The following is a 14,846-nucleotide window of genomic DNA, read 5'->3' on the forward strand; positions in this document are numbered from 1 at the left end:
GGCACTGCGCAACCGTCCCACTGATCCCGGTACAACAGCATGACTCGATCACTGCCGGATGGCTTCGTCCGAACCGGTGCTCAACCTGCCCTGGGCAGGCTGACAGTGAGTTGACTTCTCGCCCACTCGTGACCGGCATTGGCGGACAGCCTCGCGGCCCGCGTTACCGGCTGTCCTTCGTCGACCACGGCACGAACGGCCTCGGACCCTCTGACCGGCGCCTCAGTCTCCGGGGCCGGTCGACTCCTCGGTGGCGGCGGACTCGGAGTCTGCGGCGTGGTAGCGCCGAAGGAGCTCCTGCTCGGCGTCCCGGTGCGGGAACATGAAGAAGACCAGCAGCGCACCCAGCGCGATCGCGAGCAGGCCAGCGGTGTAGGCCCAGTCGTCGCCGTGGAGGAACGACTTGCGGGCGGCCGCGACGATCTGGTCGGCGTATTTGGGGTACCGCTGGGCGGTCTGATCGGCGGAGGCGAACGACTTCGTCAGCTCGCCCTGGACCTGGTCCGACACGTTATTGCTCTTGGATGACGCGGCGATCGCCGAGCTGAACGCCGAGGCGTAGCCGGCGGTGAGCAGCGCACCCATGACGGACTGCATGATGGCTCCACCGAGGTCGCGTTGCAGGTCCGCGGTGCCCGAGGCCATTCCTGCCCGTCGAACGGGCACCGAGCCGGTCAGCGAGTGCGAGGCGGGCGTCCCGGCGAAGGCGACCCCGGTGCCGATGAACACGTAGGCAAGGCCGATCTGCCAGTAGTTGCTGCCCTCGCCCCAGAACAGCAGCATCCAGCCGAAGGCGAGGAGGAGGAACACATAACCGATCAGCAGGGTCGTGCGGGCGCCGTGCGTCTCGACCAGCTTCGCGGACCGCGGTGCCACGAGCACCGTCATCACGACGAGGGGGAGGATGGCGGCGCCGGCTTCGACGGAGTCGTACTCGAGCACGTTCTGCAGGTACTGCTGGCTGACGAAGGCCGACCCCGTCAGGGAGCCGAACACGATGATGCCGGCGCATGCAGCGACCCAGAAGGTGCGCCGGCCGGCGATGTGGAGGTCGTACAACGGGTTGGCAACCCGGTGCTGACGCCAGAAGAACGCCGCTGCGGCAGCGAGGGCGATCAGAACCAGGCCGATGACCAGGGTCCCCTGGTTGGGGACGGCGGCGAAGTTGATCGCCAGCACGAGTCCCGCGACCAGGAGGATGGAGAGGATGCCGCCGAGGTTGTCCACCGGTTCGGTCGACTCGTTGGCGTGCGCGGGGACGAACATCAGCGCCATGATCAGCGCGACCACGGCGAGGGGCAGGGTGATCAGGAATACCGACCCCCAGTAGAATTGCTGGAGCAGCGCGCCCGCGATCAGCGGCCCCAGCATGGAGATGCCGCCGCCCAGGGCCGACCACAACGCGATCGACTTCGTCCGCCCCGGCCCCGCCCACAGGGCGGTGATCAGCGCCAGGGTGGTCGGGTAGGCCATGCCGGCCGAGAGTCCCCCGATGATCCGGGCCGCCACGAGGATGGTGTCGTTCGGCGCGTAGGCGGCGAGCAGGCAGGCGGGGACGGAGAGGGCGACACCGAGGAGCAGCAGCAGCTTGCGGCCGTGACGGTCGCCGATCGCCCCCAGGTAGAGCACCGATGCGGCCAGGCCGAGGGAGTAGCCCACGGCGATCAGGTTCAGTGTGGTCTGGGACGAGTCGAACGCCTTCCCGATCGCGGGCAGGGCGACGTTGGCCACCGACAGGTTCAGGTTGGCGACCGCGGCGACGATGATCAGGGATGCCAGGACGAGCGGTGCGCGCGCCGGTGCCTCGTGCTGCACGTCGGTTTGCGGCGCGTCACTTCTCGACATGGAAACCTCCGGGACAACGTTGCGCTTCGCGAAAGTCTTGCTTGATCCGCTTCGCTGCACATCGCCCCATTGGGATGACATCACCAGGCGTCAGCAAGGGCGGTCTAGTGGGCTGACGAAAGTGTCGGAGGTGTGTCGCGAACGCTGAGATACACCGAGAAAGAGCGGGAGTCAGTGGGACTGGCTCCCGCTCTCTGCTGATGGGCGGCTGCGGTTATGGAGGTTGCTGTACTCCCCTGCCGACAGCAGGGATCGTGACCGGGCTGGGCGCTTGCCGTCCCATCCGTCGGTTTCACTGGGCCGGGCCGAGTACCTCGTCGGCGCTGCGGGGTTCTGTGCGCGGCTGCTGGTTGAGCTTGTGGCGTTCGATGGAGGAGTGCCGGTAGACGTCCTTGCGGGCCCGCATGATGTTGCCCAGGGGCGCGTGTTCCGCGGTGACCCGCCAGGGGGTGAAGGACAGTGAGTCCATCTTCTCCAGGTTTTCCGGGCTGGAGATGTCCTGCTGCGGCAGCCGCAGCTTCGCGACGGTGACGGGTGGTGAGAGTTTCTCGGGCCACTCCACGGTGGTGTCCTCCACCGGCATGCGCTCCAGGTCGGTGCAGAGCTGGACCTGGATGTCGAAGGCGTAGGGCCGCTCCTGCAGCTCGCCTTGCAGGGCCGGCCGGAAGACCTCCGCCGCCGAGGTCGGGTCGATGGTGCGCCGGACCACCGCGGCGGCGGAGGACGGGTCGGGTGTGATGCGCACCTTGGCGATGTAGTCCCCGTGCCGGACCGCGCCCATGGTCCAGTAGCTCGACAGCAGCACGTTTGCCGGAGGGGTCTTCGACAGGCGCAGGAAGGCCAGGAACTCGTCCCACGCCCAGTTGTCCTGGTCCAGGGTTCCCTTTCCGGTCACGAAATCGGTGAAGAAACGATGCGCGCCGGGTCGGCCCTGGGAGAAGTAGGCCGGCGCGTTCAGGAACAGTTCCTGGATGAACAGGTAGTGCTCGACCGTGTTGCAGAAGAAGATCGGTCCGTTGATGTTGGCGTAGTCGAATGTGCCCGTGTCCGGTTCGTCCTCCAGGAGAGTCGGGCCGGGGATGTCGAACATCTTCAGCGCCAGTCCGGTGGCCGCGCCCAGTCGCGCGTCGGCTCCGGCGTGGGGCGAGCCGTTGGAGAAGCGGATGAGCGCATCGTGGGTTCCCGGAGTCGCGTAGATTCCCTGGGCGTACTCGGGTGCAAGCCCGTCCAGGATCTCCACTTCTCCTCGGATTAGTCCGTAGCCCTTGGCGTGGGCGTCGCGCAGGGCCCGGCCGGTGCCACCGGCCTCGACCGACTCGGCGATGTACCTCTCGGTCCTCTCGATCACCGTCTGCAGGTTCTTGTCGAAATCCGGCTCAACGGTATCGACGTCAGGCGTGTAGCGGACGAACTGTGCTGCCATGGCTTCGACCTCTTCTCGAAGACCGTGATGGGCCCACGCGGGAACGAGAGCTGCCTTCAGTCCTCCAGCTCGGCGATCCAGCGCAGGGCACGCAGACCCGGCAGGAAGCAGTACTCGCCACCGCGGATGACCACGAAGCTGGGCAGGTTCCGCAGGCGACGCCGGACCGGCTTCTCCGGGATGGTGACGCTGCCGGTACCGCCGTGATTCCCGGCCACCGCGTCCTTCTCGCCGGGATAGCCGATGAAGTTGCCGTCGTTGACCCACTCGGCCTTGATGAATTCAAACTGACGTTCGATGTGAGCCCCGATGAACGCTCCGACCAGGCCGCGCTCGGCGCCGTCGTCCTCCAGCACCCCCTCGGGCAGCGGCGGCCCGTAGGTGGTGCCGCGGCGGATCAAGCGGTGCATCCGCGCGTCGCCGATGATCGTGGAATCGCGGGGGTTGACACGCCGGACGTGTGCACCGGCGGGGCACCGGAACCCTCGGTCGTCGTTCTCCTGGTACAGGAAGTTGTTGACGCGGTGCGGATCGGCCGCCAGCTCCGGATCGTCGTGCTCCGGCGCCAGCGCCAGCGGCGCCCCGCTGGGCCATCGCCCGACCATCTTCGCCGCCAGGAGTGCCTCCTCCTCGGCGCTGGAGCTGTTCGCGCGCAGGTACCGGCGCCAGGCCGCCACGTTGGTGTGGGCCTTGCGTACGGCAACGTAGGTCCCGTTGCGCCCCAGCACATCAGGGCTGGGCATGGGCGGTAGATTGCCGGTTTCGTCGGGGTAGCCGAGGATGAACTCCCCGGCCTTGATGGGGACTTCCTGAGGATTGGAGCCGGGCAGTCCGACGCCCTCGATGTTCGGATGGCTGATGCCGTCACGGAAGCCGAGGGTGGTGCGCCCCGTCGGAAGCTGTTTCACCTCCTGCTGCCAGATCACCTGGACACCGGGCGTGTCCTCGTAGGCGACGCGGGCTCGCTCCAGCTCCTTGTCCAGTTGCGCTGTATCGGAGGAGAGGGCGCTCAACGCGATGTGGATGTCGCCGGTTCCGAACGGTGCCTCCCAGTGGGCCGGTGCACTCTCGCCCACGTCGCCGATCAGTTCCGCCCGAGCGGCCATGCCCTCGCGAAACGCCCGCGGAAAGCTGTCCAGGGACTCCTGCGGTACCCCCAGGGCCTTCAGCCCCCGGTAGGTGAACGCCACAGCCACCCAGGCATCCTGGGTCCGGTCCGCGCTGGGCAGGCCCCCCGAGGTCACCGGGAGCAGCCGGCGCAGCAGAGCACGCCCTGCGTGGCGGTCGTCGACGCGCAGGAGAATGTACTTTCCCTCGTAGGGCACGGGCCTCGGACGCAGGGCCCCGCTTTGGATGTCGTCGATCTCGACGCGCACACCGGCCTCGCCGCTGCTGTCCGCGGTGTCCATGATTGCTTGTGCCTCCACATCGGTCCCTGCCTGGGCAGCTCTGCAGCGGTGGGTACGCGCCCGTCGGGACGTTTCCACGACGTTGGGCCAGTACTGGGGGTTGGCTGTCTCCGGGTTCTAGGCCGAGGCTTCCTCCAGCAGCTTCTGGAAGGCAGGCGTCGCCACCAATTCCGCGTTGGCCGGGTTGTCCAACGCCGCCCGGAACTCAGCTGTGTCCAGCACCTCCTCGAACGCCTCGTCCACTCGGTGGTCCTTCCAGATCTGCTGCATGGTCAGATCGGGACAGGAGGTGATGAAGAGCCCCGCGGGCTCCTGGTGGGCGACGAACCAATCCTTCGCCCCTGGATCGTGGATGCCAGGGAACCCTTCGCAGTGCGCGAAGATCGTTGCGAAGCGGTCCCCCATTACCGTCTTGGCGAAATCGTCGATGTAGGTGTCCCAGGAGCCGTCGAAGGAACTGCAGAACATGAACCGGGTGTCGTTGTCGAAGATCACGTGCCGCCCTTCGTGCAGGGTGCCGATCTCGCGCAGTGCCGCACGGGCCCTCTCGTCATCCTTCCCTCCGGAGAGCGTGGCGAGATCCTTACGCAGCGCATCTGCATGGCCCGGCTTGATCTCGGCGAAGATGGTGAACTCGCTGATCACCCCATCCGTCGTGCCCGGGCGCTTGGGCTGAGCCGACTGGGCTCCACCTGACGTCGCAGTCATCGTGAGATTCTCCTGCCACGGATCGGTGCGAGGGTTGCCAAGCGCCCGGACATGAGGCGCCGTCGCCCTCACCTCTCAATCCTCACTGCGGATGCGCTGCCTCGCATCTCAGCCCCTGCGTGTGCTCACCCGGGGCGGATCCCCGGGAACGTCCGGCGCTGCGAAGGCCATCCTGATCGCTTCACGATGCCCCCCACCAGGGCTGATTACGCTCCGTGCCGCGTTTCCGTCACGGTGCTGAGAAGGAAGAACAGCCTCGGGTGCTGGCTTGCAGTCTGGTTGCGGAAAGGCAGCAACGCGGGGCGGCAGGCCCATGCCGGGGTCCTCGCGTCCCGAGAAGCTCCCTGGGACAGATCCGGACAGGCGCAGGAAGATGGAGCCGGGACGTGCCGAGTACGTCGCCGTCACCCTTCTCGGGCAGCCGCTTCCGACAAGCCCTGCTCCACTGGATCGCCACCTTGACCCCACACGGAGGCAACCATGGGCAAAGTTCTCGGTGACGTGCTGGGTCTCGCGGCGGCTGTCGCGATCAGCCCGCTCCCGATCATCGCCATCATCCTCCTGCTCGCCACGCCTCGGGGGCGTCTCAACGGACTGGTGTTCACCATCGGCTGGATCCTGGGACTCTCGGCACTGGGCGCGGTAATGCTGGTGATCGCCTCCCCCGCAGGTGCCTCCTCCCGCAATCACCCGGCCACCTGGGTGGGAGCTCTCAAGCTCGCTCTGGGCCTGTTCCTCGTACTCTTCGGCGCCCGGCAATGGCACCGGCGCCCGAAGGATCCCTCGCAAGCCCAGCTGCCGAAGTGGATGAGCGCGATCGACCGCCTCACGCCGGTCAAGGTCTTCGGACTCGGGCTGGCCTTGTCCGCGCTCAACGCCAAGAACGCCCCACTGACCATCGCCGCGGGGGCCGCTATTGGCTCAGCCAGCCTGCCGGTAGGGCAGCAGATCGCATCGCTGGCGATCTTCGTCCTGATCGCCACCCTCGGCCTGCTGGCGCCACTGGGAGTCTTCCTGCTCGGGGGAGAGCGAGCAAAGACCACGCTCGGCAATTGGAAAGAATGGGCAGCCCAGCACAACACCGCCGTAATGGCGGCCCTGTTCTTCGTCATCGGGTTGAAACTGCTTGGAGACGGCATCTCCATCCTCACCTCCTGACAGGCTTACCCACGCGTGGCGGTGTGGTCCGATCGCCGACGTGCGCAGAGAAGGTCGGTGGAGACTAATTGGCCGAGTCAAGCAAGCAGGTGCCATTTCTGGATTGGGAACGGCGCTCGCCAAGGCTCCCGCGCCGCCGTCTCGGCACAGGTCACCGGGAGTGCGCGGTCAAGTGCCTGACCAGCCCGACGAGTGCGAGCACCCAGGCGGTGACGGCGATCCAGAGCAGTACCTGGCCCGGCGTCCGCAGCCAGCCGACGGCCGCGGCGTCGGCGACGGACAGGGTGGCGACGGCCGTCATGCCCATCGGGAAGACCGTCGCCCAGCGCCTCATGTCGTAGCGCAGACGCGGCCAGCGCGCCTCGGCGAAGACGAGGACGGCGTACCAGCACACGGAAAGCGCGAGCGTGACCAGAGTGAGCGCACGCAGCGCGTCGTGCAGAGCGGTGCCGCGCCAGGCGGGCACGGCCAGCAACTTCGCCCCGGCGAGCGCGGAGATCGCCAGCGTCCCGCCCGCCACCCACTGCTCGCCCGCGCCGGACCGCACCTGGCCGAGGTCGAAGCGGAGGAAGGCGATCGGGTAGAGCGCCAGCCCGAGCACGAAGCAGCCCAGTGCCGGCCAGGCGAGCCACCCGGACGGCAGCGAGAAGGCCAACGTCCCACCCAGCACGGCCAGGCCCTGCGTCGCGACACACACCAGGAACACCGTGCCCGGCAAGCCGAATGGTGGCGAGCGTCATGGGCTCCCACCCCGACCGCCTTCGACCCAGGCAGCGCCGAGCAGTCGCGGCCCAGGGCGTCAAGGAAGCTGAACGGAAAATCGAGCTTCGGGAGGGCAGGCGGCAGCATCCGGGCCGCTTGCGGACCGGATGTCGGGGCGGGGTCGATCAGGTTGGTACGGATTCGAGGGTGACCTGGTGGCCGAGGGCCTGGAGCTGGCGGACGAGGTCGCGGGTCCTGCGGGCTGGGTTGAGGTGACGCTGATGCCAGTCGGCGCCGAGTTCCTTGTAGGAGGAGGCGCCGGAGTCGTTGATCAAGTGCCAGGCGATGACGAGTATCGAGCGGGCGACGGCGACCAGGGCTTTGGCGTGTCCGCGGCGTTTGACGATGCGCCGGTAGCGGGCGCCGAGGAAGGTGTCGGTGCGGGCGGCGGCGTTGGCAGCCTCCCCGAGTGCCCCCTTGAGCCAGGGGTTGCCCTGCCCGGCCGGGCCCGCGCTGTTCTTTGCTCCGGACTGGATGGTTCTGGGACACAGCTTCGCCCAGGACACCAGGTGTTCGGGGGTGGGGAAGCGGCTCATGTCCGTGCCGATCTCGGCGAGGATGATCTGCGCGGTGGCCGGTCCGATGCCGGGGACGGCGTCAAGCCGCTCGGCCAGGACCCGAGCGTTCACCGCGTCAGCGGCCGGTTCGGTGCCAGTTCCCGCTGGACCGTCGTGTGGGGTGGTGACCGCTTCCAGGGCCTGGGCGATGAGGCGGTCGAGTTCGTCGATCTGGGCGGTGAGATGGTCAACGGTGCCCAGCAGCACCCGCAGCAGTCGTGCGTGGTGGTCCTCGAACTGCCCGGTCAGGGCTTCGGCCAGGGCCGCCTTCTTTTTGACGAGGCTGCCCCGGGCGAGTTCCGCGAGAGCGCGGGGGTTTGCGTTTGCCGGCGACCAGGGCGTCGAGCATGGCTCGTCCCGACATGCCGAACAGGTCCGAGACGACATCGGACAGCTTGATCTGCGCGTCCTGCAGGGCCTTGTCCACCCGGTGCTTGTGCCGGGTGCGTTCCTGGACGAACACGGTACGGGTCCGGGTGAAGTCCCGCAGCTGCCGGACCGGCTTGGGCGGTACGAACGAAGCACGGACCATACCGCGTTCGCCCAGCTTGGCCAGCCAGACCGCGTCCAGCTTGTCGGTCTTGGGCCTGCCGGGGACGTTCTTCACGTCGCGCGCGTTGACCAGCCAGCATTCCAGTCCCCGGGCTTCCAGCAGATAGAAGAACGGACGCCAGTACGAGCCTGTCGCCTCCATCACCACCCGCTCGACACCCTGGCAGATGAGCGCGTCGCCGAGTTCGAGGATCGCGTTCGTGGTCGAGGCGACCGTCCAGACCTTCTGGACACGGCGGCCCTCAATGTTGTCGTGCGGGACGCGCAGGCAGACCATCCCGGACGCCTTCGCGATGTCGATCGCCGCGACCCGCGCGACCGTTCCGTCGTCGTGGTCTTCTACTAACTCCTCCATGATGTGCCCCCTGTTGCAGTCGTGCGGGCGGGGCTGTCCGGGGAGCCTTGAGGGGTGGCGGAGAAGCTGATCGGCGTGCTCAAGGCGACAGTGTGCGGCCCCTCGGACGGCTCCCTCACCAGACTCCTATGCGGGCTCACAGCCCAAACATCGATCGGCGTCGGCGGACAGCCCCACACCCGATTTTCACGCCCGCGAGGCGTCATCCGCAGGTGAACGGCTGACTCCTATGAAGTCACCGGCGCCGGACCGGCCGCGTACATCCGGCACCGCCCGGTCGGCCGACGATTCCTAGAGAAGACAGCCGAAGCGTCAATCGTTCGGTGGGTCAGGCCGCCGAGCGGTGCCATGACCAATCCTCACAGTCGTTCGTACAGTGGCGCGCTCCACCTTGACGCCCTGAACCAGGCCCGCTCCACGGTGTGTGGGTCGTAGCCGGACGGGATAGGAGCTGGGGTGAGTGGTGGGTTGGGGTGGTGGTCGAACTGTCTGTTTCACGCAAGGCAATGCCAGCTGCTCCGCTGTGCTGAACGCTTGAGTTTGGCCACGAACCGCAGCCCTTGATCGCAGGGATAACAGACATGCTGGGAGCCATTGGCGGGGCAACCGTCCGTCGCGCCTTGCGCCACTTCCCCCCGAAGGATGAGCGGCGGAACGGCGCTCCCCCTCACCTACAACGAGCAACTTTGCTCTTCGTCGGGAAGGAGCGACTTCGTCGTCCGTCCCTGGGGGTGCCGGTTGCGGGCGTCAGTAGCCGGTGCCGCGCTTGACCTGGGCCCGCTCGATCTCGGTGGTCGCACCCTTGTGGTCCAAGGTGCTGCACGCGTCGGCGATGTCCTGGGTCAGACGCTCGATCTGCTCGCGGCTCAGGGTCTCCTTGACCAGGGCACGCAGGATCTTCACCCGCTCCGCGTTGGGCGGCAGCGTGTACGCCGGCACCATCCAGCCGCGCTCGGCCGAGAGCTGCCAGGCGACGTCGGACTCGTCGTAGGCATGCTTGCCGGCAAGGCGGAAAGCGACCAGCGGCAGCTGCTCGAGGCCACTGCCGATCACTTCGAAGCGGCCGCTGCTCCGCAGGTTGTCCGCCAACGCGTGGGCGTTCTTCTGCATCGTCTCCATGACGTAGGTGTAGCCCTGGCGACCCAGCCGCACGAAGTTGTAGTACTGCGCGAGCACCATCGCCGCACCGGTCGAGAAGTTCAGCGTGAACGTCGCATCGGTCTTACCCAGGTAATTCTCGTGGAACACGAGGTCCTTGGCCAGGTCGGACTCCTCGCGGAAGACCAGCCAGCCGATACCGGGGTAGACCAGGCCGTACTTGTGTCCCGATACGTTGATCGAACGGACCTGCTCAAGCCGGAAGTCCCATTTCGAGTCCGGGTAGAGGAAGGGCCACACGAAGCCGCCGCTCGCGCCGTCGACGTGGATCGGGATGTCGAGGTCCCGCTCCTTGCGGATGTCCCGCAGGAGCTTGTCGATCCCGACGACGTCGTCCTTGTGGCCGGTGAACGTGGTGCCGAGGACGGCGACGACGCCGATCGTGTTCTCGTCCAGGTGGGGCTCCACGTCCTCCGGGCCGATCGTGTACTTGTCCTCCGCAAGCGGCACGATCCGCGGCTCGACGTCGAAGTAGCGGCAGAACTTCTCCCATACGACGTGGACGTCGCCGCCGAAGACCAGGTTGGGCCGGTCGGCCGACAGGTTGGCCGCCTGGCGGCGCTCCCGCCACTTCCACCTCAGAGACAGCGCGCCGAGCATGATCGCCTCGGACGAGCCCTGGGTCCGACATCCGGTGGTCTTGCCCGGTGCGTGGAAGAGGTCGGCGAGCATCCGAACGCAGCGCTGCTCGATCTCGGCGGAGATGGGGTACTCCGCGTGGTCGATGAAGTTTCGGTGGAGGTTTTCGGCGATGATCCGTTGCGCCTCCGGCTCCATCCAGGTGGTGACAAACGTGGCGAGGTTGCGCTGCGGGTCGCCCTCCATGACGAGGTCCGCATCCAGCAGCCTCATGGCGTCCGTCGCAGTCATGCCCTCCTCGGGGAAATTCTCCGAGGGAGCGGGCTCGGTCAGGAAACGGTTTCCGAACAGCGCCGCAGCGTCTCTCTTGGTCATGCGGAGGATTCAAACAGTTCCGGAACGTTACTCGGCGAAGAACACGCCGAGGAAGAACAGCAAGTCGTGACCTTCGTCATATCCGTCGATATTGTCGCAGCAGTTTACGCGGTCGCCTTTATACTGAGTCGTTCGCGGCCCCCAACTGCCAGCGAGGCTGCCGCGATCCGAAGAACAGGATTGGCGGGACGACCGAGGCTGGGTACAAGGCTACGTCCGACATGACGGTAGGGCGAGGCTTCCGATGTCCCGCACTATGAATTCACTGTCGCGACCCTGGGTAAATTTCAACACATCACCGAAGTGCCGATTGCCTACTTGTTGTGAAGGCAGCATCGCCGACCCTTGAGTGCTCGTTCCAGTAGATTCATTCCTCCCTCCACTCACGGAGAGGTCAAATAGCATGAGTCTGGTTGGCCAGAAGTCCGCTTGAAGTCCCAGTGGACTTATCGCCCATTATCCCGCAGCGGTCGGGTTCCGTACTCCGGAGGCTGATTCTCTGGAGCATCTAGCCAACGGTACATTGGGCGCCGACACATTCGTCGGCGGCACATTCGCGAGCCGGAAGAAAATCGCCCTGTCGTTGGCCTGCGCGTTTCACTTGCCGGGGCGCCCCGATCTTGATCGGAAAAGCGAAAGTTTCTTCTGAGCTGGGAGATAAGGATCGCCGAAGATTTGTGGTATCCGAGCAGGAAGGAGCTTTCTGCGTGCACACTCCGCCTCGCGCCCCGAGCTCGTCGTCTCGGTCCGACGGTCACGGGCAGTCACGCCGGGTGCCGTCTGCTGGCCGATTGCGGGGCGCCCGGTCTCACGGGGATGTGTCGGTGGCGGTGTCGGACAGCCGGCTCTCGCCGGTCCGGACTGCTCCGAGGAAAAGTCGAAGGCCAAGACCTAGGACGAGGAGATCGAGCAGCATCTGGACGGTGACGATCAGGTGGGCGGCTTCGCTGGTGGCGGTGATGTCGCCGAAGCCGACCGTGGTGAAGGTCGACACGGTGAAGTAGAGGGTGTCGGTGCGGGTGAGGGCGTGGGTGTGGGTACTGAAGTTCGCCGGATTATCTTGGGCGAGGATGAAGTACGCTGCGGCGAACAGCAGCAGGAATAGCGGTGTGGTGACCGAGAGTGCCTCGACCGCCCGGATGGCGGGGTAGTCGGCGCGGGTGATCGAAATGACCTGCCAGGTCACGGCTCCGGCAAGGATCAGTAGCGCGACTGACAATGACGCCGGGATCGGGACCGACAACTTCTCGAGTTGATGCAGCGGGACGAGGTAGTACAACGCGACCAGACTCAGCGAGGTGGCCAGGATACGCACGAATGCAAACAAGGTCAGCCGTCGCCGCTGTGCCGGGGGCAGGGAGCGGAGCGGTTTCGGGATAAACATCTAGCGGCCTCCGGTTCACACGGTCGCGTCCTCGGAGCGGTGTAAATCTCGACGAGGTAGGTGCCGTGGAGTGGATATTACGAGACGTCCGTGAGTGTGCCGTTGATCCCGGCGGCGGTTCGCCTGATCGAGGTCAGGAGTTCGGCCAGGGATCGGCGGAAGTCTTGGAGGCGGCGTAGGCCGACGGTGGCATGGTGAAGCCGCGCGAGGCCCGGTCGAGGACGGCCCAGACCAGGCTGATGCAGGTGGTCTCGCTGGGGAAGCGGTCGATGACCTTGGCCCGACGGCGGGCAAACGTACTACCGCGGTCGGTGTAGTGGCTTGGTTTGTACCGCCGCGCCAGAGGTGCCCAGAAAGGCCCCCTGCCACGGTCTCGGCACAGGTCACCGGGAGTGCGCGGTCAAGTGCCTGACCAGCCCGACGAGTGCGAGCACCCAGGCGGTGACGGCGATCCAGAGCAGTACCTGGCCCGGCGTCCGCAGCCAGCCGACGGCCGCGGCGTCGGCGACGGACAGGGTGGCGACGGCCGTCATGCCCATCGGGAAGACCGTCGCCCAGCGCCTCATGTCGTAGCGCAGACGCGGCCAGCGCGCCTCGGCGAAGACGAGGACGGCGTACCAGCACACGGAAAGCGCGAGCGTGACCAGAGTGAGCGCACGCAGCGCGTCGTGCAGAGCGGTGCCGCGCCAGGCGGGCACGGCCAGCAACTTCGCCCCGGCGAGCGCGGAGATCGCCAGCGTCCCGCCCGCCACCCACTGCTCGCCCGCGCCGGACCGCACCTGGCCGAGGTCGAAGCGGAGGAAGGCGATCGGGTAGAGCGCCAGCCCGAGCACGAAGCAGCCCAGTGCCGGCCAGGCGAGCCACCCGGACGGCAGCGAGAAGGCCAACGTCCCACCCAGCACGGCCAGGCCCTGCGTCGCGACACACACCAGGAACACCGTGCCCGGCAAGCGCCTCCGCCAGTGCCGCACCACCGAGGTCAGCAGCACCGGCCAGATCAGTACCGCGACGACCAGCGCGGCGACGGCGACACCCGACCATCCCTGTAGTGCGAACCAGGTCCCGAGGATGGTCGTCGCGGCCACTGCGGTCAGCGCGGGTGGCGTGTCTGCCTTGGCCTTCCACTGTTCCCGTTCGCGCAGTAGTTGCCGCGCGAAGTCGACGGCGAGCGCGAGCCACGCGATGGCGGCGAGGACGAGCAGGACCCATGAGAGCGCCTCCTGTCCGACCAGGTGCAGCCCGATGGAGACGATCCCGGTCGCCATCACCGCTGTTCCTGCTCCGGGGGGCAGCGCCACCCACCAGCCGACCAGCCCGTCCTCGGCCGGGGCACGATCACCCATCCCCCCACAGTGTGTGGCGGTGGTACGAGCCGCAACTGCAACGCCGTGTCCCACGGGCGAGCGGGCGTCAGTCCAGCGGACGTCGGCGCGACGGCTCACAACGGCCCGTGTGCCGCAGATCGTGAAAATGCAGCTCAGCCCTGACGCCCGCCGCCTTCCCCGCCTGGACCCAATCGTCCCGGAAGTTGCTCCGCCGAAGCTGTCCACCCTGCGGACCGACGGCCAGGACGGTGCGCTGGTGGCTGCCATGGCCTCGGAAGCAGCGGAGTCTGTCGTCTTCCATGCCGAAGCCGTGCCTGCCTACGGATGTTCACCGAGTTGGAGGAGGCCGGCGACGGAGAAGCACAGGGCGCCGGTGAGGGTGCCCCAGTTGGCGATGTCGGCGTTCACCAGGCTGCCGGTGGCGGGGCGGGTGAAGGCGGCGAGCGCGGAGACCATGAACAGGACGGAGCCGAGCTGGTTGACGACGACGATCCACCAGCCGAGGTTGTGCGGGCGGGCGCAGGGCCGGCCGTGGCACGTCTCGACGAAGCCCAGGTGGCCGGAGACCAGGAAGAGGACGCAGCCGATCACGTCGGGCGCCCAGATCAGCCGGTTGACCTGCCGGACGTTCAGGCCGTGCAGGAAGGAGTCCAGCAGGTTGACGGCGAAGACGAGGGTGCCCGCGAAGAGGGCGAACGCGCTCAGCCAGTCCACCCGCATCGGCTCGTAACTCCACCACCGCCAGCGGCGGGTGACCAGCCGGCCTTCGCCGCCGCCGACGTGGCGGGGCGCGTTGATCACCTGGAGCAGCGAGACGTACCCGCCGGTGTTGAAGAACAGCCCGCCCGCGAAGTAGATCGAGGCGCACTCGGTGGCGTCGCCGGAGCCGAACTGGGCGACGGCCCCGCCGACTGCGAAGAGGGCCCCGCCGATGACGAAGGCGATCGCGGCGATGGCGTTGAGTCTGCGCAGCCGGGTGAGGGCAACGGCGTCCGCACGGGTGTGCCGAGTGGCCGCCGCACCGGCGGGACGGACGGCGAGTACTCCGCGCCGCCGCGCGAGTCGGGACTCCCACACGGCGGTGCCGCCGCCGGGAAGGTGCCAGGTGAGCCGGGTGGCGAACGGTCCCGCGCCCTCGGCGCGCTCCTCAGGCTGCCCCACGGCCCGAGCCTAGACGTCGGACAGGAGCGGAAGGCGGCCGAAACGCCGTCCTGCCGAACTGTCACTTCAGCCCGCGGGAGTGCGGCACGGTACCC

At 67.3% G+C, this 14,846-nt stretch carries 12 protein-coding genes and 1 pseudogene; 1 reads left to right on the forward strand and 12 read right to left on the reverse strand.

Features of this window, described 5'->3' with window-relative positions:
- Positions 1-222 precede the first annotated feature (222 nt).
- From OHA88_RS13010 to OHA88_RS13025, 4 genes are all read right to left on the reverse strand, one after another.
- Positions 223-1,845: an MFS transporter gene (locus OHA88_RS13010; RefSeq protein WP_328625641.1), complete on the reverse strand. Its 1,623-nt coding sequence runs from the start codon at positions 1,843-1,845 to the stop codon at positions 223-225.
- Between the two features lie 292 nt (positions 1,846-2,137).
- A complete protein-coding gene (locus tag OHA88_RS13015; RefSeq protein ID WP_328625642.1) occupies positions 2,138-3,268 on the reverse strand; it encodes a catalase family protein in 1,131 nt (376 codons plus the stop codon).
- A 56-nt stretch (positions 3,269-3,324) separates the two neighbouring features.
- Positions 3,325-4,677 (reverse strand): Dyp-type peroxidase, encoded by a 1,353-nt coding sequence (locus OHA88_RS13020; RefSeq protein WP_328625643.1) that lies wholly within the window; start codon positions 4,675-4,677, stop codon positions 3,325-3,327.
- Between the two features lie 117 nt (positions 4,678-4,794).
- The gene (locus OHA88_RS13025; protein ID WP_328625644.1) at positions 4,795-5,385 is read right to left on the reverse strand and encodes a hypothetical protein; all 591 of its coding nucleotides are present in this window, start codon (positions 5,383-5,385) and stop codon (positions 4,795-4,797) included.
- A 480-nt stretch (positions 5,386-5,865) separates the two neighbouring features.
- Between OHA88_RS13025 and OHA88_RS13030 the strand changes: the two genes are divergently transcribed.
- Positions 5,866-6,543, forward strand: a complete 678-nt coding sequence (locus OHA88_RS13030; protein ID WP_267063334.1) for a GAP family protein — start codon at positions 5,866-5,868, stop codon at positions 6,541-6,543.
- A gap of 151 nt (positions 6,544-6,694) precedes the next feature.
- On the opposite strand, the gene OHA88_RS13035 is transcribed toward OHA88_RS13030, so the two are convergent.
- From OHA88_RS13035 to OHA88_RS13070, 8 genes and pseudogenes are all read right to left on the reverse strand, one after another.
- Positions 6,695-7,249, reverse strand: coding sequence for a hypothetical protein (locus OHA88_RS13035; RefSeq protein ID WP_328629673.1), 555 nt, complete (start codon positions 7,247-7,249; stop codon positions 6,695-6,697).
- A 181-nt stretch (positions 7,250-7,430) separates the two neighbouring features.
- Positions 7,431-8,069, reverse strand: a complete 639-nt coding sequence (locus tag OHA88_RS13040) for a transposase (protein ID WP_328625645.1) — start codon at positions 8,067-8,069, stop codon at positions 7,431-7,433.
- Positions 8,050-8,769, reverse strand: a complete 720-nt coding sequence (locus OHA88_RS13045) for an IS110 family transposase (protein ID WP_328625646.1) — start codon at positions 8,767-8,769, stop codon at positions 8,050-8,052. Before OHA88_RS13045 ends, OHA88_RS13040 begins: the two co-directional genes overlap by 20 nt.
- A gap of 747 nt (positions 8,770-9,516) precedes the next feature.
- Positions 9,517-10,881, reverse strand: coding sequence for a glutamate decarboxylase (locus OHA88_RS13050; protein ID WP_328625647.1), 1,365 nt, complete (start codon positions 10,879-10,881; stop codon positions 9,517-9,519).
- A gap of 808 nt (positions 10,882-11,689) precedes the next feature.
- Positions 11,690-12,196: an ion channel gene (locus OHA88_RS13055; protein WP_328625648.1), complete on the reverse strand. Its 507-nt coding sequence runs from the start codon at positions 12,194-12,196 to the stop codon at positions 11,690-11,692.
- Positions 12,197-12,648: 452 nt separating this feature from the next.
- Positions 12,649-13,608, reverse strand: coding sequence for a tellurite resistance/C4-dicarboxylate transporter family protein (locus tag OHA88_RS13060; RefSeq protein WP_328625649.1), 960 nt, complete (start codon positions 13,606-13,608; stop codon positions 12,649-12,651).
- A 103-nt stretch (positions 13,609-13,711) separates the two neighbouring features.
- Positions 13,712-13,828, reverse strand: a pseudogene (locus OHA88_RS13065) (site-specific integrase); the annotation flags it as partial.
- Positions 13,829-13,908: 80 nt separating this feature from the next.
- Positions 13,909-14,751, reverse strand: a complete 843-nt coding sequence (locus OHA88_RS13070; protein WP_328625650.1) for a hypothetical protein — start codon at positions 14,749-14,751, stop codon at positions 13,909-13,911.
- Positions 14,752-14,846 lie beyond the last annotated feature (95 nt).

The sequence above is a fragment of the Streptomyces sp. NBC_00353 genome (genome assembly GCF_036108815.1).
Lineage (GTDB): Bacteria > Actinomycetota > Actinomycetes > Streptomycetales > Streptomycetaceae > Streptomyces.